The sequence below is a fragment of the Aeromonas sp. QDB20 genome (assembly GCF_027707805.1).
Classification (GTDB): Bacteria; Pseudomonadota; Gammaproteobacteria; order Enterobacterales; family Aeromonadaceae; genus Aeromonas; species Aeromonas dhakensis.
The window spans coordinates 160,280-182,136 of record NZ_JAPCJC010000003.1 but is presented as its reverse complement, the minus strand read 5'-3'; the positions used below and the strand labels follow the sequence as shown (position 1 = coordinate 182,136).

Annotated in this window: 23 protein-coding genes; 8 read left to right on the top strand and 15 right to left on the bottom strand. The window is 63.9% G+C overall.

Going from position 1 to position 21,857, the window contains the following annotated elements; genetic code table 11:
* Window positions 1–32 precede the first annotated feature (32 nt).
* The 10 genes from parE to nudF all read right to left on the bottom strand — a co-directional run bounded on the left by parE (window position 33) and on the right by nudF (window position 8,844).
* Window positions 33–1,928, bottom strand: a complete 1,896-nt coding sequence (gene parE / locus PG897_RS04675; protein ID WP_201879995.1) for a DNA topoisomerase IV subunit B — start codon at window positions 1,926–1,928, stop codon at window positions 33–35.
* 114 nt (window positions 1,929–2,042) lie between these two features.
* Window positions 2,043–4,052, bottom strand: a complete 2,010-nt coding sequence (locus tag PG897_RS04670; RefSeq protein WP_201879992.1) for an FUSC family protein — start codon at window positions 4,050–4,052, stop codon at window positions 2,043–2,045.
* Between the two features lies 1 nt (window position 4,053).
* Window positions 4,054–4,920: an efflux RND transporter periplasmic adaptor subunit gene (locus PG897_RS04665; protein ID WP_025201118.1), complete on the bottom strand. Its 867-nt coding sequence runs from the start codon at window positions 4,918–4,920 to the stop codon at window positions 4,054–4,056.
* On the bottom strand, window positions 4,913–5,131 hold the full coding sequence (locus PG897_RS04660) for a DUF1656 domain-containing protein (protein WP_005305321.1): 219 nt from the start codon (window positions 5,129–5,131) through the stop codon (window positions 4,913–4,915). Before PG897_RS04660 ends, PG897_RS04665 begins: the two co-directional genes overlap by 8 nt.
* A gap of 117 nt (window positions 5,132–5,248) precedes the next feature.
* Window positions 5,249–5,650, bottom strand: coding sequence for a GFA family protein (locus tag PG897_RS04655; protein WP_201879990.1), 402 nt, complete (start codon window positions 5,648–5,650; stop codon window positions 5,249–5,251).
* A gap of 36 nt (window positions 5,651–5,686) precedes the next feature.
* Window positions 5,687–6,310, bottom strand: a complete 624-nt coding sequence (locus PG897_RS04650; RefSeq protein ID WP_201879987.1) for an NUDIX hydrolase — start codon at window positions 6,308–6,310, stop codon at window positions 5,687–5,689.
* 2 nt (window positions 6,311–6,312) lie between these two features.
* The gene (locus tag PG897_RS04645) at window positions 6,313–6,900 is read right to left on the bottom strand and encodes a YqiA/YcfP family alpha/beta fold hydrolase (protein ID WP_201879984.1); all 588 of its coding nucleotides are present in this window, start codon (window positions 6,898–6,900) and stop codon (window positions 6,313–6,315) included.
* Between the two features lie 9 nt (window positions 6,901–6,909).
* Complete coding sequence (gene cpdA, locus PG897_RS04640; protein WP_201879981.1) at window positions 6,910–7,728, bottom strand: 3',5'-cyclic-AMP phosphodiesterase; 819 nt, start codon at window positions 7,726–7,728, stop codon at window positions 6,910–6,912.
* 26 nt (window positions 7,729–7,754) lie between these two features.
* The gene (locus tag PG897_RS04635) at window positions 7,755–8,156 is read right to left on the bottom strand and encodes a DUF1249 domain-containing protein (RefSeq protein ID WP_198426826.1); all 402 of its coding nucleotides are present in this window, start codon (window positions 8,154–8,156) and stop codon (window positions 7,755–7,757) included.
* Between the two features lie 46 nt (window positions 8,157–8,202).
* Entirely contained in the window at window positions 8,203–8,844 is a 642-nt protein-coding gene (gene nudF / locus PG897_RS04630; RefSeq protein ID WP_201879978.1) for an ADP-ribose diphosphatase, read from the bottom strand.
* A 305-nt stretch (window positions 8,845–9,149) separates the two neighbouring features.
* Here nudF and tolC point away from each other — a divergent pair, with 305 nt between their 5' ends.
* Window positions 9,150–10,475 carry an outer membrane channel protein TolC gene (gene tolC / locus PG897_RS04625; protein ID WP_026139169.1) on the top strand — a complete coding sequence of 442 codons (1,326 nt, stop codon included), beginning with the start codon at window positions 9,150–9,152 and terminating at the stop codon, window positions 10,473–10,475.
* A 135-nt stretch (window positions 10,476–10,610) separates the two neighbouring features.
* On the opposite strand, the gene hldE is transcribed toward tolC, so the two are convergent.
* Complete coding sequence (gene hldE / locus PG897_RS04620; RefSeq protein ID WP_010636035.1) at window positions 10,611–12,038, bottom strand: bifunctional D-glycero-beta-D-manno-heptose-7-phosphate kinase/D-glycero-beta-D-manno-heptose 1-phosphate adenylyltransferase HldE; 1,428 nt, start codon at window positions 12,036–12,038, stop codon at window positions 10,611–10,613.
* Window positions 12,039–12,301: 263 nt separating this feature from the next.
* Here hldE and lpxL point away from each other — a divergent pair, with 263 nt between their 5' ends.
* Both lpxL and PG897_RS04610 read left to right on the top strand, forming a co-directional pair.
* Complete coding sequence (gene lpxL / locus PG897_RS04615) at window positions 12,302–13,225, top strand: LpxL/LpxP family Kdo(2)-lipid IV(A) lauroyl/palmitoleoyl acyltransferase (RefSeq protein ID WP_005305350.1); 924 nt, start codon at window positions 12,302–12,304, stop codon at window positions 13,223–13,225.
* A 150-nt stretch (window positions 13,226–13,375) separates the two neighbouring features.
* Complete coding sequence (locus PG897_RS04610) at window positions 13,376–13,843, top strand: energy transducer TonB (protein ID WP_065018742.1); 468 nt, start codon at window positions 13,376–13,378, stop codon at window positions 13,841–13,843.
* A gap of 101 nt (window positions 13,844–13,944) precedes the next feature.
* On the opposite strand, the gene PG897_RS04605 is transcribed toward PG897_RS04610, so the two are convergent.
* Window positions 13,945–14,907, bottom strand: coding sequence for a CYTH domain-containing protein (locus PG897_RS04605; RefSeq protein WP_201879975.1), 963 nt, complete (start codon window positions 14,905–14,907; stop codon window positions 13,945–13,947).
* Window positions 14,908–15,076: 169 nt separating this feature from the next.
* Between PG897_RS04605 and PG897_RS04600 the strand changes: the two genes are divergently transcribed.
* The 3 genes from PG897_RS04600 to ybaK all read left to right on the top strand — a co-directional run bounded on the left by PG897_RS04600 (window position 15,077) and on the right by ybaK (window position 17,663).
* A complete protein-coding gene (locus tag PG897_RS04600; protein ID WP_201879972.1) occupies window positions 15,077–15,757 on the top strand; it encodes a TIGR00153 family protein in 681 nt (226 codons plus the stop codon).
* A 24-nt stretch (window positions 15,758–15,781) separates the two neighbouring features.
* Window positions 15,782–17,047, top strand: coding sequence for an inorganic phosphate transporter (locus PG897_RS04595; RefSeq protein WP_005305360.1), 1,266 nt, complete (start codon window positions 15,782–15,784; stop codon window positions 17,045–17,047).
* A gap of 145 nt (window positions 17,048–17,192) precedes the next feature.
* Window positions 17,193–17,663, top strand: a complete 471-nt coding sequence (gene ybaK, locus PG897_RS04590) for a Cys-tRNA(Pro) deacylase (protein ID WP_005305363.1) — start codon at window positions 17,193–17,195, stop codon at window positions 17,661–17,663.
* A 46-nt stretch (window positions 17,664–17,709) separates the two neighbouring features.
* Here the strand turns inward: ybaK and PG897_RS04585 are convergent, their stop codons facing one another.
* From PG897_RS04585 to PG897_RS04575, 3 genes are read right to left on the bottom strand one after another with little or no spacing between them, the layout of a single operon-like run.
* Window positions 17,710–18,444 (bottom strand): GNAT family N-acetyltransferase, encoded by a 735-nt coding sequence (locus PG897_RS04585; protein ID WP_201879968.1) that lies wholly within the window; start codon window positions 18,442–18,444, stop codon window positions 17,710–17,712.
* On the bottom strand, window positions 18,434–18,871 hold the full coding sequence (locus PG897_RS04580; protein ID WP_201885245.1) for a rhodanese-like domain-containing protein: 438 nt from the start codon (window positions 18,869–18,871) through the stop codon (window positions 18,434–18,436). The genes PG897_RS04585 and PG897_RS04580 overlap by 11 nt, the downstream gene beginning before the upstream one ends.
* Before the next feature lie 17 nt (window positions 18,872–18,888).
* On the bottom strand, window positions 18,889–19,356 hold the full coding sequence (locus PG897_RS04575; RefSeq protein ID WP_201879962.1) for an OsmC family protein: 468 nt from the start codon (window positions 19,354–19,356) through the stop codon (window positions 18,889–18,891).
* 131 nt (window positions 19,357–19,487) lie between these two features.
* On the opposite strand from PG897_RS04575, the gene pdxR reads away from it, so the two are divergent.
* The gene (gene pdxR, locus PG897_RS04570) at window positions 19,488–20,924 is read left to right on the top strand and encodes a MocR-like pyridoxine biosynthesis transcription factor PdxR (protein WP_201879959.1); all 1,437 of its coding nucleotides are present in this window, start codon (window positions 19,488–19,490) and stop codon (window positions 20,922–20,924) included.
* Between the two features lie 54 nt (window positions 20,925–20,978).
* Complete coding sequence (locus PG897_RS04565; protein WP_042050194.1) at window positions 20,979–21,857, top strand: hypothetical protein; 879 nt, start codon at window positions 20,979–20,981, stop codon at window positions 21,855–21,857.

Here is a 21,857-nt window from a genome sequence, read left to right as displayed (position 1 = left end):
CCTGAAATGCGGGTCGGCAGGTGACCGACGGCTTAGATGATGGCGAGGTTGCCCTTCTCTTCCAGCCACTCACGGCGATCGCTCGCCCGCTTCTTGGCCAGCAGCATGTCCATCAGCTGCAGGGTCTCATCCCCTTCAGCCTCTGGCCCCATGGTGAGCTGTACCAGACGGCGGGTGTTGGGATCCATGGTGGTTTCCCGCAGCTGTTTCGGGTTCATCTCACCCAGGCCCTTGAATCGGGTCACCATCACCTTGCCCTTCTTCTTCTCGGCCTCGACCCGCTGCAGCACGCCGTTCTTCTCGTCTTCGTCGAGGGCGTAGTAGACCTCTTTACCGATATCGATCCGGTAGAGAGGCGGCATGGCCACATAGACGTGGCCCTGATTGACCAGCGCGCGGAAGTGCTTCACGAACAGGGCGCAGAGCAGGGTGGCGATGTGCAGACCGTCTGAATCCGCATCCGCCAGGATGCACACCTTGCCGTAGCGCAGGCCGGAGAGGTCGTCGGAGTCCGGGTCGAGCCCGATGGCCACCGAGATGTCGTGCACTTCTTGCGAGGCGAGCACCTGACCGGCCTCCACCTCCCAGGTGTTCAGGATCTTGCCGCGCAGCGGCATGATGGCCTGAAACTCGCGATCCCGCGCCTGCTTGGCACTGCCGCCCGCGGAGTCACCCTCCACCAAGAACAGCTCCCCCTGCATGGGGTCGGCGCAGCCGCAGTCGGTCAGCTTGCCGGGCAGGGCCGGACCCTGGGTTATCTTCTTGCGCACCACCGTCTTGGCGGCGCGCATCCGGCGCTGGGCGCTGGAGATGCAGAGCTCGGCCAGCTGTTCGGCCAGCTCGGTGTTGCTGTTCAGATAGAGGCTGAAGGCATCCTTCACCACGCCAGAGACGAACGCCGAGCTCTGACGGGAGGAGAGCCGCTCCTTGGTCTGACCGGCGAACTGCGGATCCTGCATCTTGATGGAGAGGATGTAGGCGCAGCGATCCCAGATATCTTCCGGGGTCAGCTTGACCCCGCGCGGCAGCAGGTTGCGGAACTCGCAGAACTCGCGCATGGCGTCGAGCAGCCCCTGGCGCAGACCGTTGACGTGAGTGCCGCCCTGGGCGGTGGGGATCAGGTTCACATAGGATTCGGCGAGGCATTCACCCCCTTCCGGCAACCAGCACAGGGCCCAGTCCACCGCCGACTGCTCGGTGCTGAAGGCGCCGACAAAGGGCTGCTCCGGCAGGCAGGTGAACTGCTTGACCGCGTCGATCAGGTAATCCTTGAGGCCGTCTTCATAGCACCACTCCAGCTTGATGCCGGTGTTCTTGTCGAGGAACTTGATGGTCAGACCCGGGCAGAGTACCGCCTTGGCCTTGAGCAGGTGCTCCAGCTTGGAGACCGAGAAACGGGGCGAATCGAAGTAGTGGGCTTCCGGCCAGAAGCGCACCCGGGTGCCGGTGTTGCGGCGCCCGCAGGTGCCGGTGATGGTCAGCTCCTGCACCTTTTCGCCCTTCTCGAAGGCGATGTCGTAGACCTGGCCGTCACGGCGCACCGTCACCTCGACCCGCTCGGAGAGGGCGTTCACCACCGAGATGCCCACCCCGTGCAGACCGCCGGAGAACTGGTAGTTCTTGTTGGAGAACTTGCCGCCCGCGTGCAGCTTGCAGAGGATCAGCTCCACCCCGCACACCCCTTCTTCCGGGTGGATGTCGACCGGCATGCCGCGACCGTCGTCGATCACCTCGAGGGACTGATCTTCATACAGGGTCACCTCCAGGGTACGGGCGTGGCCCGCCAGCGCCTCGTCGACGCTGTTGTCGATGACCTCCTGGCCGAGGTGGTTGGGCCGGGTGGTGTCGGTATACATGCCGGGGCGGCGACGCACCGGTTCAAGGCCATTGAGGACCTCAATGGCATCCGCATTGTATTGAGTAGACATGGAGGGCCTTGCGAATTGACGTTTGGGGAGAATCTTACTCGTTGGGAGGGTATTGGACAAACCCGGCGGCGGCAAAGCTTGATCCGGACGGGGTAAGTCGCCCCGTCGGCCCGTTCAGCGCGCTTCGGCCGCCACCGGCAGCGCCTGCTGCAACTGGGAGAGCGAGCTGTGCAGCCGCCACACCATGCCGGCCAGCTCCCGCGCCGTCGGCTCCCTGTGGTTGGCCAGGGCCGCACTGATCCGCTGCAGCTCGGCCAGGGTGCGATCCAGGGAGGCGTGCTGCACCCCCTGCTCGGTGAGGATCCCCTGCAGAGAGCGGATGCAGTTGTCGCGCACCAGATAGAGGGGCTGATCCTCGCCGCGCCACTGGCGCAGTTGCCAGACGATGTGGCTGCAGTTGAGCAGCACCACGCCCCAGCGCAACACCCAGAGGCGGGCGGTCTGATCCTGGCTCTGGCTGAGCTGGCTGATGCAGTGGTAGATGAGCGATTCGAACTGGCTCTCGCTCTGGCGCGGGGTCGGCGCCAGCTGATCCATGAAGTGGCGGCGCAGGGAGCGGATGAGGCGGCGGCTCTTGCGCCGATCCGAGCTCGGTCGCAGCAGCTGGAACGCCAGTCCGGCTCCCATCACCCCCAGCGCCTGCCCCAGGCTGCCGTTGATGTACTGCAGGTAGTCGTAGCTCGGCGGATTGGTGATGGCGAGAAAGGAGCCGAGCAGTACGATGAGCTGGCCCCACAGCACCGCCTGCCTGGGCTGTTGCTGCTTGAACAGCTGCATGGTGATGAGCACGGGGAACAGCAGGGCGCAGAAGAGCCAGAAGTCGTCGAGGCGGATCATCAGGCCGAACTTGACCGCGAAGCAGATGAGGCTCAGCAGCAGGATCGCCTTGAGCATGGTGTTCGCCCCCTTGGCGGGCGCCGGGGTGGCCGAGTAGAGCACGCAGCAGATGGAGAGCAGGGTCAGCGCAGAGCTGCCCGCATCCCACTGGCTGTGGATCCAGAAGGCGCAGCCCAGCAGCACGCAGAGGAAGGTGCGCCCGCCGTTGTAGGCCGCCTCCAGCGTGTCGGTGTGGCTGGTGAGCGAAGAGTGGCGCGGCGGTGCCGGCCACTCCTGATCGTCGTAGCGGGCCAACCGATCCAGCCAGCGCTGACACTCCAGATAGCTCCAGCAGAAGTGGCGCAGCCGTCGCCAGAAGGTGTGCAGCCGGTAGTCGCTGGCCGCCGTCGGCGTCAAGGGGGCCAGCAGCCGGGCGATGCGGTACTTGTCACAGCCGGGCTGGCCCAGCTCGGCCAACAGCCGCTCCAGCAACGCCTGCAGCCCCTCCGGTTGCTCCGGCCAGTTGTGCAGCATGCGGCGCTGGCTGGAGATGAGGCTGATGATCCGCAGCTGGCGATGCAGCAGGAAGTTGAGCAGCCGGTTGTGGCGACGCAGCCGATGGTGACTCCAGACAGCCTGGATGCGCAGCACGTTCATGGTGAGGATCTGGCCGATCAGCCCCTCGTGGGCGGTGCGCACCTCCGGGCTCGCCTCCCCCAACCAGAGCAGCTGGGCATGCTCCAGCAGGCGGGCCTGGGTCTTTTGCAGCGACTGCAGCAGGGTCTCGCCATCGGAGGTGCTGGGCAGGATCATCATCAGCAGGCCGCCGCAGAGGATGCCGACGATCACCTCGCTCACCCGAGCCTGGGCGATGTCGAAGATGTGCTGCGGGTCGGTCACGTTGACGCAGGAGAAGGCGATGATGGCGGCGGTGTAGCCCGCCAGCGCAAAGGCGTAGGAGACGTTGTTTTGATGGTGGTTGGAGATGTAGGTGCAGAGCGCCAGCCAGAGCGCGATGAGGAAGCTGAACAGCCAGGGATCGCTGATGCCCAGGCCGGTGATCACCACCGCCGCCATGGCGCCGATGAGGCTGCCCACCACCCGCCCCAGACTCTTGCTGATGACCCCGCCCACGGTGGGAAAGCTCACCACGGCGGCTGAGGTCATCGCCCAGTAGGGGGAGTCCAGCTCCAGCACGAAGGCCAGCCAGAGCGACAGACACATCGCCAGGCTGTTGCGCAGGGCGTAGCGCCACTGGCCGCCATTGGCCTTGCCCCAGGGGGTCTGGCGCCAGAGCGAGGCGGCCACCTTACTCCCCTATGGTGATGGTGCAGGTGGTGCCTGCAATCAGCGTCAGCCCGGGCGGTACCTCAAGCAGCTTGATCCGCACCGGCACCCGCTGGGCCAGCCGCACCCAGGGCACATTGGGTTTGACATCCAGCAACAGGTTGTCGGCCCCCTCCACACTCTGATCGTGGATGGCGCGCCCTATGCTCTCCACTTCGCCGCGCAGCCGCTGCTCCCCGCTGTAGAGCACCACCTCGGCCGGTTTGCCCGGCGCTATGTGCCTGAGCTTGGTCTCCTCGAAGTAGCCCTGCACGTAGAAGGAGTGGATGTCCACCAGTGCCACCAGCGGCACGCCGGCGCTGGCATAGTTGCCGACCCGGGTCTGCAGGTTGGTGATGTAGCCGTCACTCGCGGCATGCACCCGGGTCTTGGCCAGCGACCATCTGGCCTGCTCCAGATTGGCCTGGGCCACCTGGTAGGCCGCCTTCATCGCCTGGGCATTGAGGCGGGCCTCGTCCACCGCCTCGGCGGAGATGACGCTGCGCGACAGGCCGCTGCGCCGGCTCGCCTCGTGCTCCGCCTTGTCGAGATCCGATTTGGCTTTGGCCAGCGCCGCCTGGGCGTTGTCCAGCGCAATCCGGTAGGGCTCGGGATCCAGGGTAAAGATCTCCTCCCCCGCTTTGACCAGCTGGTTGTCTTTCACCGCTATCCTGACGATCTTGCCCGATACCTCGGGGGTGATGCTGACCAGCTCGGCCCGCACCTTGCCATCCCGGGTCCAGGGCCCCTGCATGTAGTAGTTCCACAGCCACCAGCCCGCCGCCAGCGCCAGCGCGCAGACCAGCAGGGTGGAGAAGTATTTGAGGGTCGCGAGGGGTGATTTAGCCATGTAGCAATATCCATAGGGCGCCGCTGACGGCGAGGATAAACAGGGAGAGATCCATCAGCAGGGGATGCCAGACATCCCCGCCGTAGAGCCAGTCACGCAGCAGGTGGTGCACCGGCAGCCAGCCCAGCAGACCGAGCAGGACCGCCTTGAACAGGGGCGGAAAGTAGAGAGAGGCGCCCAGGATCAGATCCGGCAGGGCTGAAGTTGTCACAAGCGGGCTCCCTGTTGGCAAGCGAGATAATGCGGACTCACGGCCCGCCCTGCGGCGGGTCTGGCAAGACTATCACAGCCCCGCAGGACGCTACAGAAGCAGATGAGACCCTGCCGGTCAGACCAGCCGATCCGCCGGATGGTTGATGCCATCGAGCAGCGGCACCTCGCCCAGCTCGAAGGGATTGACCCCTTCGAGGCAGGCGAGGTTGTAACCATACTGGGCCGGATTGGAGCGGCGCTGATGGTGGGTATAGATACCGCAGATGCTGCAGAAGTAGTGTTTGGCGGTGCGGGTATTGAACTGGTAGCAGCGCAGCACCGCCTCCCCCTGCAGGATGCGGATGCCGGAGAGCGGCACCGAGGCGACGATGGCACCCCGGTGCCGGCAGAGCGAACAGTCGCAACGGCGCGGATCCACCACGCCATCCGGCAGGGTCAGCTCCAGCACCACGGCGCCGCAGTGACAGCTGGCTTTGTGTCGCTCCTGAATGGGGGTATTGCCGATGCGCTTGATCATGCTGCCTCCTTGCAGACGGGGTCACATCCTCAGATGTCAATCAAACAGGGTATCCTGCCGCCCCTGCAAAAGATGGTCGTACAGGGTGCGCAGCTGGGATTCCACAACCCGATGGCGAGAGAGCGGGGGCAAGTCGTCGATGGGGAAGTAACCCGCCCCTTTGGTTTCATCGGTTTCGCCCAGCAGCTGGCCGCCGGTCACCTCGCACAAAAAGAACGCCTTGTGAGCGTGGGGAAGCTGGGGTGGATGAGGGTGCTTGAGCTTGTCGAACAGCGCCAGCAGTTGCACGGCCCGACACGCCAGGCCGGTCTCCTCCACCACTTCGCGCACCACGGCCCCCGCCGGCGAATCACCGATGTCGCACCAGCCCCCCGGCAGCGTCCAGCAGTCGTCGCTGCGCTCCTGCACCAGCAGGATGTGGCCCGCATCGTTCTGAATGAAGGCCCGCACATCCAGCTTGGGGGTGGGATAGCCGCTGTCGAGGGCGATCCAGTCGCCGATGGCTTCCGGTGCCAGCTCGCTCTGGCTGGCGATGAGCGCCACAGTGGCCGCGCGCAGCGCCTCGAAACGGCCAATATCGAAGGGATCCTTAGAGTAGGTGAGGCCCGCCTGCGCCGTGGCCAGCACCTGTTCGAGGAAGGTGGCCAACGGCGGTTGCATTATTAAAGCCCGAGGAAACGGACGATCTGGGCGGGGTAGCGCTCGAACGCCACGAAGGCATGGTCACCGCCGCACTCCAGCGAGAGGCGGGCAAAGCGGTATTCGTCCAGCGCCTTGCGGTAGTCGAGCACCTCGTCCTCCTGCTGTTGCAGTACCCAGAGGCGCTCGGGGGCCCTCACCGGGACCGCCAGCGCCCGCAGCTCATCCATGTGTTCAGGCAGAAGTTGATACTGCTCCCCCGTGTAGGGGTTGGTCTGGGGGCCGAGGTAGTCGCAGAGCAGCTCGTGCGGGCGCACCGCCGGGTTGATCAGGGCGGCGCGGCAGCCGTAGCGCTCGCTGACCCGGGTCGCCATAAAGCCGCCGAGGGAGCTGCCCACGGCGCCAAGCTTGAATTCGTTGCCATAACGGCTCTGCAGATCGGCAATGGTCTGCTCGATGGCCGCCCAGGCCGCCGCCGGGGTGTTGGGCTGGGCCGGGATCACCACCTCGATATCGGGTCTGTGCTCGGCCCCCCAGGCAGCCATCTGCTGCGCCTTGGCGGAGCCGGGCGAGGAGTTGAAACCGTGCAGGTAGAGGAGTACGGGCTTCATCGCGACTCCTCAATAGCCGGTGGCATCGGGGTCGGGCACGAACTGCCCCACCGGCAGGCGCCACACCTGGCTGGCGATGCGGCCATCCGGGTAGAGGGTGAGATAGCGCCAGCCCGGGCCGGATTCGTCCAGCGCGAAGCCATCAGAGAGCGGTTTGAACTGGATGCAGGTGGAGGGGCTGGCGATCAGCCGCACCCCGCGGTGCACCTCGTCAAACTCCTGGTGGACGTGGCCGAACAATATGGTCTTCTGCTGCGGGTGGCGGGCCAGCACGGCAAACAGGTCGTCGGCATTCTTGAGATTGTGCTGATCGAGCCAGGCGCAACCCACCGGCACCGCCTGATGATGCAGGGCGATCAGGGCATGGCGCTCGGGATGCTGGCGCAGCGCCTGATCCAGCGCCGCCAGCTGGTGATCCCCCAGCACCCCGTGGGGTTTGCCGCGCACCTGGGTATCCAGCAGGATCACCTGCCAGTGCTCGCCCACCAGCTGCTTGGCCTCGCTGATGCCGGCCGCATGCAGGTATTCGGTCATCAAAGGACCGTCGTCGTGGTTGCCGGGCAGCCAGTAGATGGGACGCGCCAGCGGCGCCATCATGGAGGCGAAACGCTGGTAGGACTCCGGACTGTGATCCTGGGAGAGATCCCCGGTAGCGAGGATCAGATCGAACGAGTGGTCGTTGGCCTGCACCCGTTCCAGCACGGCAGCCAGGCTCTCGGCAGTGCGCACGGCCAATAGCCGCCCCTCGGCACTCGCGAAGAGGTGGGTGTCGGTAATTTGCAACAGGCGCACACTGCCGTCCTGCGCCTGGGGTAGCTCTGTTTCCAAAATCACGCTTCTTTTTATGAGTTCAACTAGAGGATGTTTATCAGGCTGGTACCATGTCTGAGACAAAATTTTAGCCAATCGGCCAGAAACAGGTTTACCTGCTCCTTTTCATCCCGCTGGTGCATATTTTTATTGGGATAATCATAACGTGGTTGCAACCTTGAAATCTGTTGCGCCGCACACACTTCCGCCATCCGCACGTCATGGTACAAACGAATCTCTATCCGGGCCTGTAAATAACTCGGCAATTCCGGGTTGTGCTGGGCCAGGATCACCTGGCTGGTGAAGCGACTCTCCTCGCTTACCGTGAGCTGGAACTGCAGGCCGTTGCCCACCTGATAGCGGCGTTCGGCGCCGACACTGCCGCCCGGGGGCAGCAGCTTCATCAGGGTCATGTAGTTGACCTCGCAGGTACGCTGCAAGGACATCAGATCAGGCACATAGCGCTTGGCCTGGGTATGAACGAGCGCCACCTCAGCGCCCCGCCAACCAGCGGGCGCGCAGCTCGCCGTGGTTGAGGGCCAGCCACTGCAGGGCGATGACGGAGGCGGCGTTGTCGATACGCCCCTCTTTGAGCCAGGCATAGGCCTGCTCGCGGCTCACCACGTGAACCCGGATGTCTTCCCCCTCTTCCGCCAGACCGTGGATCCCCTCGGCCTGGCTGGCATCCACTTCGCCCACGTAGACTTCGATCCGTTCGGTGCTGCCGCCCGGGCTCACCAGGTAGCTGATGGCGTGCTCGCAGCGACCGACCTCGATGCCCGCCTCTTCCACCGCTTCGCGCCGCACCACGGCCTCGGCGGTCTCCCCTTCATCTATGATGCCGGCCACCAGCTCCAGCAGCCAAGGGGTGGCGCTGGTCTCGATGGCGCCGATGCGAAACTGCTCCACCAGCACTATCTGATCGCGTACCGGGTCGTAGGGCAACAGGGCGGCGGCATGGCCACGCTCGAACAGCTCGCGGACGATGGGCTCGTTCCAGCCTCCCGCAAACAACTTGTGCTGCAGGCGATAGATGTTCACCTTGAAGAAGCCGTTATATCCCGATGATTTATCGATGATTTTTACGTCATCGGCAGAGTAGTGACGGGTTTGGGGCAAGGCTTGCTGCGACATACGAGACTCCCACCAGCTTGACTTGGCTCGGTTAGACCATAAAATCCGGGAACATGAATGAACATTCATTCACTCGCTCCCGTCGGAGAAGAGGGATGGATTTTAGCAGCCACAGGACATTTGGCTAGGCGCGAGGGGGAGAAAACTCACCCTCGTCCTTGACGTTCCTGTCGCGGGAAAAGAGACAGTTAGCATAAAATTTTGCTTATAGTAGAGTGATTAAGCTGAAATCAAGCTTGCTCAATGACAATACCCTCCTTCATCCAGCGACAGCTTTGGGTTAATACATAAGGTTAAAACGATCTATGAAAAGAACACTCTTGTCAGCCATGGTGTTGTTGGGCGTCAGCGCCGGCGCCCATGCCGAAAACCTGCTCGATATCTACCAACAGGCCCAGATCAAGGATACCCAGCTGCTGGAATCCAAAGCCAAGCGCGACCAGGCCTTCGAGAAGATCAACGAGTCCCGCGCCGCCCTCTTGCCACAGATCAACCTGGGTGCCGGGCTGAACTACCTGCAGAACAAGGGTGACACCCAGACCAACAGCAACGCCACCGGTTCCCTGTCGCTGGATCAATCCATCTACCGCCGCAGCAACTGGGTCAACCTGAGCCTGACCGAGAAGAGCGCCACCCAATCCGACGTGGCCTACAACCTCGAAATCCAGAACCTGATGCTGCGTACCGCCCAGGCCTACTTCAACGTGCTCAAGGCGATGGACACCCTGGAGTTCGTGCGCGCCAACAAGGCCGCGGTGGAACGTCAGCTGGAACAGACCCAGCAGCGCTTCGAAGTGGGCCTGACCGCCATCACCGACGTGCACGAAGCCGAGGCCGAGCGCGACCAGGCGCTGGCGGACGAGATCAACGCCGAGAACACCCTGGACAACAGCTACGAGAGCCTGCGCGAGCTGACCGGCATCGACCACCGTCAACTTGACGTGCTCAACACAGATCGCTTCAGCCCGCAGAAGACTCCGTTCAACTCCGACAAGTGGCTGGAGCTGGCACTGGACAAGAACCTGCAACTGCACAGCGCCCGCATCGGCAAGGATATCGCCAAGGAGCAGATCGATCTGGCCAAGACCGGTCATGAGCCGACCCTGGATCTGGGCGCCGGCCTCTCCAGCACCTACAGCGACTACAAGGACGAGATCCGCAACCCGGAGAGCAACGCCAATCAGGCCAACATTGGTCTGAACTTCAAGCTGCCGCTCTACACCGGCGGGGCGACCACCTCCCAGGTCAAGCAGTCCCAGTTCAACTACGTGGCAGCCAGCGAGCAGCTGGAGCGCAGCTTCCGCAACGTGCAGAGCACGGTGCGCTCCTCCTACAACAACGTGAACGCCAGCATCGGCTCGGTCCGTGCCTACGGCCAGTCCGTCATCTCCGCCGACAGCGCCCTGAAGGCGACCGAAGCGGGTTACGAGGTCGGCACCCGCACCATCGTCGACGTGCTGGACTCCACCCGCAAGCTGTACCAGGCCAAGCAGAAGCTCTCCGAGGCCCGCTACAACTACATCCTGAGCATCCTCTCCCTCAAGCAGGCCGCCGGCACGCTGGAGCAGAAGGATCTGGAAGACGTAAACCAGGGGCTGATGCCCGCCAGCCAGGCCAAGAGCAAATCCTGAGCCGATTGATGGCAGCAAAAAGGCGACCCCAGGGTCGCCTTTTTCATCTCTGGCCTGCGAGATTCGGCGAGCTCGAATCGCCGTCGAGCTCCCTCCGCTGAGCATAAAAAAACCCGGCCTTGGCCGGGTTTTCGCTTATCCGCGTTCGCGGATGGTCTTGATGATGTCGGTGGTGGAGCAGCCATCCTCGAAGTTGAGAACCCGCACCTCGCCGCCGTTGGCGGTCACCTCGGCGTAGCCGGCAATCTCTTCCGGCTTGTAGTCGCCGCCCTTGACCAGCAGGTCCGGCAGCACCTCGGCGATCAGCCGCTGCGGGGTCTCCTCGGAGAAGGGCACCACCCAGTCCACGGCGCCCAGCGCGGCCAGCACGGCCATGCGGCGCTCGGTCGGATTGACCGGACGACCAGGTCCCTTGAGGCGGCGCACCGACTCGTCGGTGTTGACCGCCACGATCAGGCGATCCCCCAGCTTGCCGGCATTGGCCAGGTAGGAGACGTGACCGGCGTGCAGAATGTCGAAACAGCCGTTGGTCATCACCACCTTCTCGCCACGCAGGCGGGCGGCCTGCACGGCAATCTTGAGCTGGGCTTCGGACATGACGCCAAAGCCGGTTTCCTGCTCGGTGTAGAGCGCATTTGCCAGCTCCACCGGGCTGACGGTGGAGGTCCCCAGCTTGCCGACCACGATGCCGGCGGCGGTGTTGGCCAGGGCACAGGCCTCGTCCAGGCTCTTGCCGGCGGCCAGCGAGGTGGCCAGGGTGGAGATGACGGTATCACCGGCACCGGTCACGTCATACACCTCGTGGGCCTGGGCCGGCAGGTGCAGCTCGGGCTGACCTTCGCGGATCAGGGTCATACCGTTTTCGGAACGGGTGACCAGCAGGGCCTCCAGCTCGAAGCGCTTGACCAGCTCCAGCCCCTTGGCAACCAGCTCCTCTTCGCTCTTCACCTTGCCCACCACAGCCTCGAACTCTGACATGTTGGGGGTCAGCAGGGTGGCACCGCGGTACTTCTCGAAATCGGTTCCCTTGGGATCGACCAGCACAGGGATGCCGGCGGCGCGGGCGCGCTGGATCATGCCGGGCACGTCGTTGAGGGCGCCCTTGCCGTAGTCGGAGAGGATCATCACGTCGCTGTTTGGCAGCGCCTGTTCGACCTTGCCCATCAGCAGGGTGGCATCCACATCGTGGAAGGCCTCTTCGAAATCGAGGCGCAGCAGCTGCTGGTTGCGCGACAGCACCCGCAGCTTGGTGATGGTCGGATAGTCGGCCAGACGAACGAAGTCACAGGCGACCTTGACGCCGGCCATCTGGCCAGCCAGGGCATCGGCGGCCTCATCCTGACCGGTCAGGCCCAGCAGCACGGCGTGAGCCCCCAGGGCGGCGGAGTTGAGCGCCACGTTGGCGGCGCCACCCGGGCGCTCTTCAATGTGTTCGACCTTGACCACGGGCACCGGTGCCTCGGGCGAGATCCGGCCGGTGGGGCCATGCCAATAACGGTCCAACATGACATCGCCAACGACCAGAATGCGGGCTTTTTCAAACTCGGGCAGGGTGATCTTCATCTGTATCGACTCTCAAAACCTGAAAAATCAGCCGCCGATTTTATCACACTCTTTTATTGGGTGTGAAAAAAGCGCAAGGGCGCCGCTTGGTGCTTTTCAGCTCTGACCAGGGCAGAGGCCATTCGCACCCGGACCCGCTTTTCAGCTAGAATCCCCCGATTGCGAGTAAAACGATCCGCTCTGGATATCCACGTGCCTTTATCGCCTCCCCTTATCCGGCCGGGTCTTCCCTGCCCATGGCGATTGCGAACAAGAGACTTTTCATGGCCCACGACAATGCTCCCCGTCTAGAACCCCGCCTGTTTCATCCCCGTTACTGGGCCAGCTGGTTCGGCCTCAGCCTGCTCTGGCTGCTGGTGCTGCTGCCCTGGCGCAGCCAGATGTGGCTGGGTCGCCAGCTCGGCAACCTGGCCCGCAAGGTTTTGAAATCCCGCGTCAAGGTTGCCCGCCGCAATCTGGAGCTGGCGATGCCCGAGTTGAGTCGGGATCAGCGCGAGACGCTGCTCAAGCAGAATTTCGAGAGCGTGGGCTGCGCCATCTTCGAGGTGGGCATGGCCTGGTTCTGGCCAGACTGGCGGATGCGCAACCTGATGAAGGTGGAAGGGGAAGAGCACGTCATCGCCGCCATGGAGAAGGGTCAGGGCATGCTGCTGCTCTCCTGCCACTTCCTGACGCTGGAGCTCAACGCCCGCTGTTTCGGCCTGGTGCGACCCGGAGTCGGCGTCTATCGCCCCAACACCAATCCGGTGCTGGAGTATGCCCAGTATCACGGCCGCTGCGCCTCCAACAAATACCTGGTGGACCGGATGGACGTGAAGGGGATGATCAAGGCGCTGCGCAACGGCGATGCGCTCTGGTACGCGCCGGATCACGACTACGGCAGCCATGCCAGCGTGTTCGTGCCCTACTTCGCGGTGGAGCAGGCCGCCACTATCACCGGCACCGCCACCCTGGCGCGGGTGAAGAACACCGTCACCCTGCCCTGCTACAACATCCGCACCAGCGAGGGTTACACCCTGCATATCGGGGCGCCGCTCGCCGACTATCCGAGTGGCGACGACCTGGCCGATGCGGCCCGAGCCAACCGCGAGATCGAGGCCGCCGTGCGCAAGGCGCCGGAGCAGTACATGTGGCTGCACCGCCGCTTCAAGACCAGGCCCAACCCGGAGGATGCGGGTTACTACTGAGCCAATCAGTGCAGAAAGCCGCCGAAAGGCGGTTTTTTCTGGCCTGTCGCCGGTAAAGGGTTTTCATTCGTGGCTGAATATTTTATTAATGGCCCTGCCGAGCGGCGGGCCCCGGCCCGCCTGCAATACCAATAACGAAGGGAAGCGAACATGAAAGCCACTCTTTTGCTGGGCGCCCTGTGCGCATTGACCGGCTGCAGCCAGCAGAGCCACACAGTCCACCTGACCTCCCTCCCCTTAAGCGATCTCAAGGAAGTGAACGCCCAGTGGAGCCCGCTCACCCGCATGGAGTCCCGCTACCCCAGAGAGGCCATACTGGCGGAGCAGACCGGCTGCAGCTCCCTCGAGTACGTGATTAGTCCAGCGGGGCGGGCCGAGCAGATCCGGGTGCTGGAGAGCAGCGACCCACAGTTCAGCGATGCCGCCATCGCCGTGTTGCAGCAGTGGCAATGGCAGGCCACCGCCGCCAACCCGCAGCACACCCCTGTCAAATCCCGCACCCGCTTCGAATTCTGCATCGAACACAACGGCCAGCCCTGCGACACCAGTGCACTGGAACAGCGCTGTCAGGGGGAAGACGTGGTGCGCAGCACCGGGCTGGTCTACACCCAGGTCTGATCCGGCCCCGATTGCCTGCCGGCGACGCGCCCATCGCCAACCAAAGAAAAAGGTGAGCCAGGCTCACCCTTTTTTGCATTGCAGGCGCGACACAGTTCAGCTCATCCACCTTGCCGGTGCAGCCAGGCGGCGATGGCCAGTTGCAGGCCCACGTAATCGGCCTGCAGAAACAGCGCCGGCAACGCCTGCTGCCAGTCGGCCTGCCCGGCGACCAAGGCCAGCCGCTGCCCGAGCCGGGTCAGGCTGTCGAGCCAGGCCGGGCTCGGCAACAGGTCGGCAGCCTCGGCAATCAGGTCCATCCCCAGGCGCAGCTGCTGCAACGCCAGCGTCTGCTGCGCGGCGTCCGTCTGCTCCAGCCAGAACTGTTCATGGTGCTGCCAATGCTGCAGACCCAGGGTGATGCGTGCTACAGCACTCAGCTCGGTGACCGCGGGCAGGGATTGCAGCGCCAGCGGCTTGCCAAGCCCCGCCAGCCGATACCCGCGCTGGGCCTTGGACTGAGCCCCGAGACGCAGGCCACCCAGCCCAGCCAGCTGCTCAGCCAAGCCAAACAGGGCGCTCGCCTCGCCAGATTTGAGCTCCAGCTCCAGCTCGTCGATGGGGCTCTTGCCGAGCACGCCGACGATCTCCCCCTGATCCCAGGCCAGCTCGATTTCGGCCCCCTCGAAGGCGATCAGCCAGTGGCGGCGCAGAAAGTCGGTGCGAAACTGGGCCACCAGCTCGCCCTGGATCCCGTCGCGCACCGCCAGGCTTGGCCAGATCGCATCGGGGAAGGCGGCCAAGGCAGGCAGATCGCCCTCGACGGGGGCATTGTATTCGGGTCTGGCATGCAATCCGCCCACCACCTGGCCCCGACATTTAATCGTCTGTTCGGCAAAATCATCGCTGCGACGAATTCGCAATCCCATTTCCAGTCGGCGTAAATCCAGCGCCGGCGTATCAAAATAGACATTGCCGAGCTCGGCTTGGGAGCTGGATATAATTTCCAGTGAATTCAGAAGGTTGAAAAAAGGCTGTCGAATATCTCGGGAGACAAAAAACTTTATCTCGATCTCAGTTTGCATAGTCATTCCGGGCTGGCAGGCAACTTTGGGGGGCGTGATGCTAAGCGCGAGGATATAATGCCTGCGATACATCAGGATTAATTCACGGTTTTATTGATGGCGCAGTTCGGTTACCATGCGCCCCTCATAAAATCGTATCGAGTGTTTTTTCACCGACACAGGTTTGGCCATGCCAGTAAATACTATTTTGGGGCTTTTTGCCAAGTCCCCCATCAAGCCGCTGCAGAAGCATATCGTCAAGGTTCACCAGTGCTCCCAGCAGTTGGTTCCCTTCTTTGATGCCGTTGCCGAAGACCGTTGGGAAGATGCCGAGAAGATCCGGCAGCAGATTGCCCAGCTGGAGAAAGAAGCGGACATCCTCAAGCGTGAAATCCGTCTGAAGCTGCCCCGTGGTCTGTTCCTGCCGGTCGCCCGTACCGACCTGCTCGAACTGCTGACCCAGCAGGACAAGATCGCCAACCGTGCCAAGGATATTTCCGGCCGCATGCTTGGCCGCAAAATGGAATTCCCCTCCGAGATGCGGGCCGATTTCATGGCCTATCTCAAACGCTGTATCGATGCGACCGCCCAAGCCGAGAAAGCCATCGGAGAACTCGATGAGCTGCTCGAAACCGGCTTTAAAGGACGTGAAGTTGAAATGGTTGCCGAGATGATCCACCAGCTGGATCTTATCGAGGACGATACTGACACCATGCAGATCGGGCTGCGCCAACAGCTGCAAGCCGTTGAGCACAAATACAATCCGATCGACGTTATGTTCCTCTACAAGATCCTCGAATGGGTAGGTGACCTGGCAGATCAGGCCGAGCGTGTAGGCGCCCGTCTGGAACTGATGCTGGCTCGTTCGTAATCGACTGACTGGGTAAAACACTGAATGGACATTATCGCGAATTACGGCACCACTCTGGTGCTCGTGGCGGCCTTGTTCGGCTTTTTGATGGCCTGGGGCATTGGTGCGAATGACGTGGCCAACGCCATGGGCACGTCGGTCGGCACCAAATCCCTGACCATCCGTCAGGCGATCATCATCGCCATGATCTTTGAATTTGCCGGTGCCTATCTGGCCGGTGGTGAAGTCACCGCCACCATCCGCAACGGCATCATCGACAGCAACGCCTTTGCCGCCACTCCGGATCTGCTGGTGCTCGGCATGATCGCCTCCCTGCTGGCCGCCGGCGCCTGGTTGATCCTGGCCTCCTACTTCGGCTGGCCCGTCTCCACCACCCACTCCATCATCGGCGCCATCGTCGGCTTCGCCGTGGTGAGCGTGGGCCCGGAAGCGGTGCAGTGGAGCAAGTTCGGCGGCATCGTCGGCTCCTGGGTGGTCACTCCGGCCATCTCCGGCGTCATCGCCTACTTCATGTTCATCAGCGTGCAGAAGCTCATCTTCAACACCGATGATCCCCTCAACAACGCCAAGCGCTACGTCCCCTTCTACATGTTCCTGACCGCGCTGGTGATCTGCCTGGTCACCATCAAGAAGGGGCTGACCCACGTCGGTCTGCACCTGAGCGATGGCGAGGGTATCCTGCTCTCCGTCGCCATCTCCATCGCGGTGGCCTTTGCCGGCTGGATCTACATTCGCGGCCAGCAGTACAACCCGCAGGATGACAGCAAGATGCACTTCGCCAACGTGGAGAAGGTGTTCGGCATCCTGATGATCATCACCGCCTGTGCCATGGCCTTTGCCCACGGCTCCAACGACGTGGCCAACGCCATCGGTCCGCTCTCCGCGGTCGCCTCCATCGTGGCGGCCGGCGGCGAGATCGGCGGCAGCTCCCACATCGCCTGGTGGATCCTGCCGCTCGGCGGCATCGGCATCGTGATCGGTCTGGCCACCATGGGCGAGAAGGTGATGGCGACCGTCGGCACCGGCATTACCCACCTGACCCCGAGCCGTGGCTTCGCCGCCCAGCTGGCCACCGCCGCCACCGTGGTGATCGCCTCCGGTACCGGTCTGCCCATCTCCACCACCCAGACTCTGGTCGGTGCTGTCATGGGCGTGGGTCTGGCCCGCGGTATCGCGGCCCTGAACCTGGGCGTGCTGCGCAACATCGTGGTCTCCTGGGTCATCACATTGCCTGCGGGTGCCATCCTGGCCATCGCCATCTTCTACGTACTGCAGATCTGCTTCTCCTGAGGCGCACCGCAGTGAAGAGCCCGGGTCATTGACCCGGGCTTTTTTGTCTCTCTCCCCTTATCCCTCCCTGTCAATGCAGGCTGCTTGCATCACCCGCCCGGCAGGCGCAGACTGTTTGGCCTTGTCTCGACTCAAGGCTCTCATCATGACACCAGCCATCAACCTGCTGAAAAAGCTCAAGATCCCTCACAAGCTCTACCCCTACGAGTGCGAAGCCCACGACGACTTCGGCAAGCATGCCGCGACCCAGCTCGGCCTGCCGGAAGCCCAGGTGTTCAAGACCCTGATCGCCCATCACGACAAGCAGGCGGTGGTGGCCATCGTCCCATCGTCCGGCCTGTGCAGCCTCAAGCAGCTGGCCAAGGCCACCGGTCTCAAGAAGGTGGAGATGATGAAACCGGCGGAGGCCGAGAAGCTGACCGGCTACAAGGTGGGCGGCATCAGCCCGCTGGCCCAGAAGAAGCTGCTGCCCACCGTGCTCGACGACTCGGCCATGCAGTTTGACGAGATCCTGGTGAGCGGCGGCAAGCGCGGCCTCTCGGTCGGGGTAGCCCCCGCCGACATGCTGCGCCTGATGAAGTGGATTGCCGCCCCCATCGGCGAGCACCATGAGTAACGCCTGAAATGACAGAGGCCCCGCGAGCGGGGCCTCGTTTGTCTTGTCACGGCAACTGGCCATCGGCACGACAAGCGGTGGTCAGTTCGGACAACCGCAACCGCTGCCTGCCGCGCTCATCGAAGTTGTCGGGCGCCAGCCAGCGCGCAAAGCAGGCCTGCAGCGCCGGCCACTCACTGTCGATCACCGAGAACCAGGCGGTGTCCCGCGTCCGTCCCTTGTCCACCCGGTTCTGGCGAAAGGTCCCCTCGTAACTGAAACCGAGCCGCAGCGCCGCCTGCCAGGAGGGCTTGTTCAAGACATTGCACTTCCATTCGTAACGCCGGTAGCCGAGGGCGAAGGCATTGGCCATCATCAGTGCCATGGCCGCCGTCGCCAGCCTTGAGCGCTGCAGGGCGGGGGAAAAGTGCAGCCAACCCACCTCTATGCTGCCCGCCAGAGGGTCGATGCGCAGGTAGCTGGCCAGCCCCAGCGGCTGTTCGCCATCCTCGTCGAAGATGGTGTAGAACTGGGGGTCTGTCTTGGCGGCGCACTCTCGCAGCCAGACCAGCATATCCGCCTCTGTTGCATAGGGACCTGTGGTTAGATAGGTCCACATGGCCCCACTGTCGGCGCGGAAGGCCTGCCACAGGCCGGGGCCGTGACGCTCGGGATCCAGCGGCTCCAGCCGGCAGCCCCAGCCGTTGAGCGTGCGGCGGGGCGGAAACTCGGCGCCCCGCCAGTCGGGCAGCGACGCTCCGACCGGCTGGTCGAACTCGTTCAGATGGATATCAGCAGCCACAGGCAATCCCTCCCGTTTGCAGCACGCCCGGTTCGCTACCAGTAGCGACCGCAAAACCGTCCTGCCGCCACCAGTGCAGGCCACCGATCAGCTCCTTGACCTGAAAGCCGAGCGCCGCCAGCTTGCAGGCGCCACGGGTCGAGCCGTTGCAGCCGATGCCGTCGCAATAGCAGACATAGACCTTGTCCCGCGCCAGTGCGGCCGTGCTGGCCGGATTCATGGTGGCGTGGGGAAAGCTGATGGCACCGGGGATGTGCCCCTCGGCGTAGTGACTGGCAGAGCGGGTGTCGATGACCACGATCCGCTCTTCCCCGGCCAGCAGATCGGCGGCCAGATCCGCCGGATCGGTGCGAAAGGCCAGCTGGGCCTCGAAGAAAAGGCGGGCTTGCTCGGCACTGGCCAGCCCGCTGCTCAATACATGACTCATAGTGACGCTCCTTGTACTCACACCCGGATCCGGGTGGTGATGACTGTGGTGACCGAGTTGGCGATGAAACACTCCTCGTGGGCCTGGTGGTGCAACTGCTCCAGCGCGACCAGATCCGGCTGGCATTCGCCGCCGAACTGCACCAGCGGCTGCAAGGTGACCCGGGTGATGGCCTGACGACCGCGTACATTGGCCTCCATGATGCCCACCGCCTCGTCCCGGTAGCTCTCCACCCGATAGCCCGCCCTGGCCGCCAGCCAGAGGAAGGTGAGCATGTGACAGCTGGAGATGGCCGCGACGAAGGCCTCTTCCGGATCGACGTGCTCGGCCACCGACCAGGGCAGCGGCACCACGTGGGGGGATGAGGACGCCGGCACCCTGACGCCGCCGTCGAACTCCCACCAGTGGGCCCGACTGTAGCGTTGATCGACGAAGGGCTCGTGCTCCCCCCGCTGCCAGCTGATGGTGGCACTGTACTCCGACATGCAGACTCCTTTCTCAATTGCCAATCGTTGTGGATCCCGAACCTTGCGCCTCAATGTAGCGACATAATGGCCTTGCCACGCCGACCAATTTTGCCAATATGAGCAGACCAATTCGCGCCCGGGAGCTCCCCATGCCTGCCCTGCCCACCCTGTTTGCCACCCAGCAAGCCAGCGATCTGCCGCTGCACGAACAGCTGGTGCGCACCCTGCGTTCGGCCATGCTGGCCGGCCACCTGCCCCAGCACAGCCGGCTGCCCGCCAGCCGCATGCTGGCCGCCGATCTGGGGGTCTCTCGCAGCACGGTGGAGCTGGCCTATGGCCGGCTGGAGGCGGAGGGCTATCTGGTGCGCAAGGTGGGGGCCGGCAGCTTCGTGGCGCTGGCCGCGGTCTCCCCGACTCCGCGCCCGCCCCAGTCAGCGGCCGGTCTGTCGCGCCGTGGTCAGGAGATGGCCGACAGCGGCGCCTGCCACGACGTGCCCGAGGTGGGCCGCTCCTTTGCCTCCAGCCAGCCGGATCCCCGCCTCTTCCCCCAGGCCCTGTGGGGCCGGCTGATGCAGCAGCAGTGGCGCCGGCACGCCGGCGACTGGATGAACTACGGGGATCCGCAGGGGCTGGAGGCGCTGCGCGGCGCCATCAGCAGCTATCTGGTGCAGTCGCGCGGCGTGGTGTGCGAGCCGGACCAGATCCTGATCCTCACCAGCTCCCAGCAGGGGATCCTGCTGGCGACCCAGCTGCTGATCGATGCCGGCGATACCGTCTGGGTGGAGGATCCCGGCTACCCCGGGGCCCGCACCGCCATGGAGAGTGCCGGCGCCCGGGTGCACCCGGTGCCGGTGGATGAGGAGGGGCTCAACCCGCAGGGGGATCACCCGGCGCCACGGCTCATCTACACCACGCCGGCCCACCAGTATCCGCTCGGCGTGCCCATGAGCCTGCCGCGGCGGATGGCGCTGCTGGCCGAGGCCGAGCGGCACGGCGCCTGGATCCTGGAGGACGACTACGACGGCGAGTACCAGTACGATCAGCGGCCTCTCCCCGCCCTGCAGGGGCTGGATGGCCAGGGACGGGTGCTCTACGTGGGCACCTTCAGCAAGGTGTTGTTCGGCTCGCTGCGCCTCGCCTACCTGGTGCTGCCCAGACCGCTGATGGAATCCTTCTGTCGGGCCCGGGCCGCGGTCGATGGCCACAGCAACCAGCTGCTGCAGGCGGTCACCGCCGACTTCATCCGCGCCGGCCACTTCGCCACCCACCTGCGCCAGAGCCGGCTGGTCTATCAGAGCCGCCGCGATCTGCTGCTGGCCGAGCTGGCCAGCCACTGCCCCGCCCTCACCCCCATCCACGGCGGGGCCGGCCTGCAGTGCGCCGTGCGGCTGCCCCCCGGCGGCGAGGCGCGCTGGACAGAGGCCGCCAACGCCGAGGGGCTGGGGCTGCGCCCCCTCGGCCAGTTCTACCTGGGCCCGCCGACGCAGGAGGGGTGGCTGCTTGGCTTTGCCTCCCTCGACAACCAGACCCTGCGCCACCTCTGCCGCCGGCTGGGCAGCCTGCTGGCAAGCGACCGGCACGCCTGAACGGCTGGGGGCCGAACTATAATGGATGAAACAAAATCATAGAGCCTAGCCTGGATGTATAGACTCCTGTTCCTGCTTCTCTCCCTCTTCCTCTCCTCCACGTCGCTGGCGGCGACCCGCTTTACCTATATCAGCCCGGAGAGCGAGAAGGACCCGCGCATGACCTATGACAGGGAGCTGCTCCGCCTCGCCCTCGACAAGACCCGCGACACCTTTGGCGATTATGAGCTGCAACCCGCGCCGCCCATGACCAAGGCTCGGGTCCGGCTCAGTCTGGAGCTCAACAGCTTTACCAACCTGTTCGCCATGGACAGCTACAGCAGCGCGCGGGACGAGAAAGGGCTGGCCTATGTCCGCTTTCCTGTCCATCTCGGCATCGTCAGCTACCGCATCTGTTTCGTCAGCCCAGGTCAACAGGCGGCCATGGCACAGGTGCACGACCTCGAGGGGTTGCGTCGCTTCAGCTTCGGTCAGGGCAAGGGCTGGCTGGACGTGGAGATACTGCGCCATGCAGGCCTCAAGGTGGTGGAGGTCGACGGCTACGAGATGCTGTTCAAGATGGTGGCTCGCGGCCGCTTTGACCTCCTGTGCCGCGGGGCGAGCGAGCTGCGCAGCGAACTGCTGACCCACAAGGAGATCAAGGGGTTGAAGATGGACAGCTCCCTGCTGCTCTACTATCCGCTGCCCAGGGTCTTCTATACCAATGCCGCCAACGGCGAGGCCATGAGGCGGGTGGAGACGGGGCTGCAGCAAGCCTGGCAGGATGGTTCGCTGCAAGCCTTGTGGCGCCGCAGTTTCGGCCCTGCCATCGCCTTCGCCGGGCTCAAGCAGAGGCGGATGCTGAAGCTGGAGAACCCTTTCCTCAAGGGCATCAACTTCGATTACCAGCACTACTTCTACAACCCGGCGACGGATCGCTTCGGCAAACCCTGA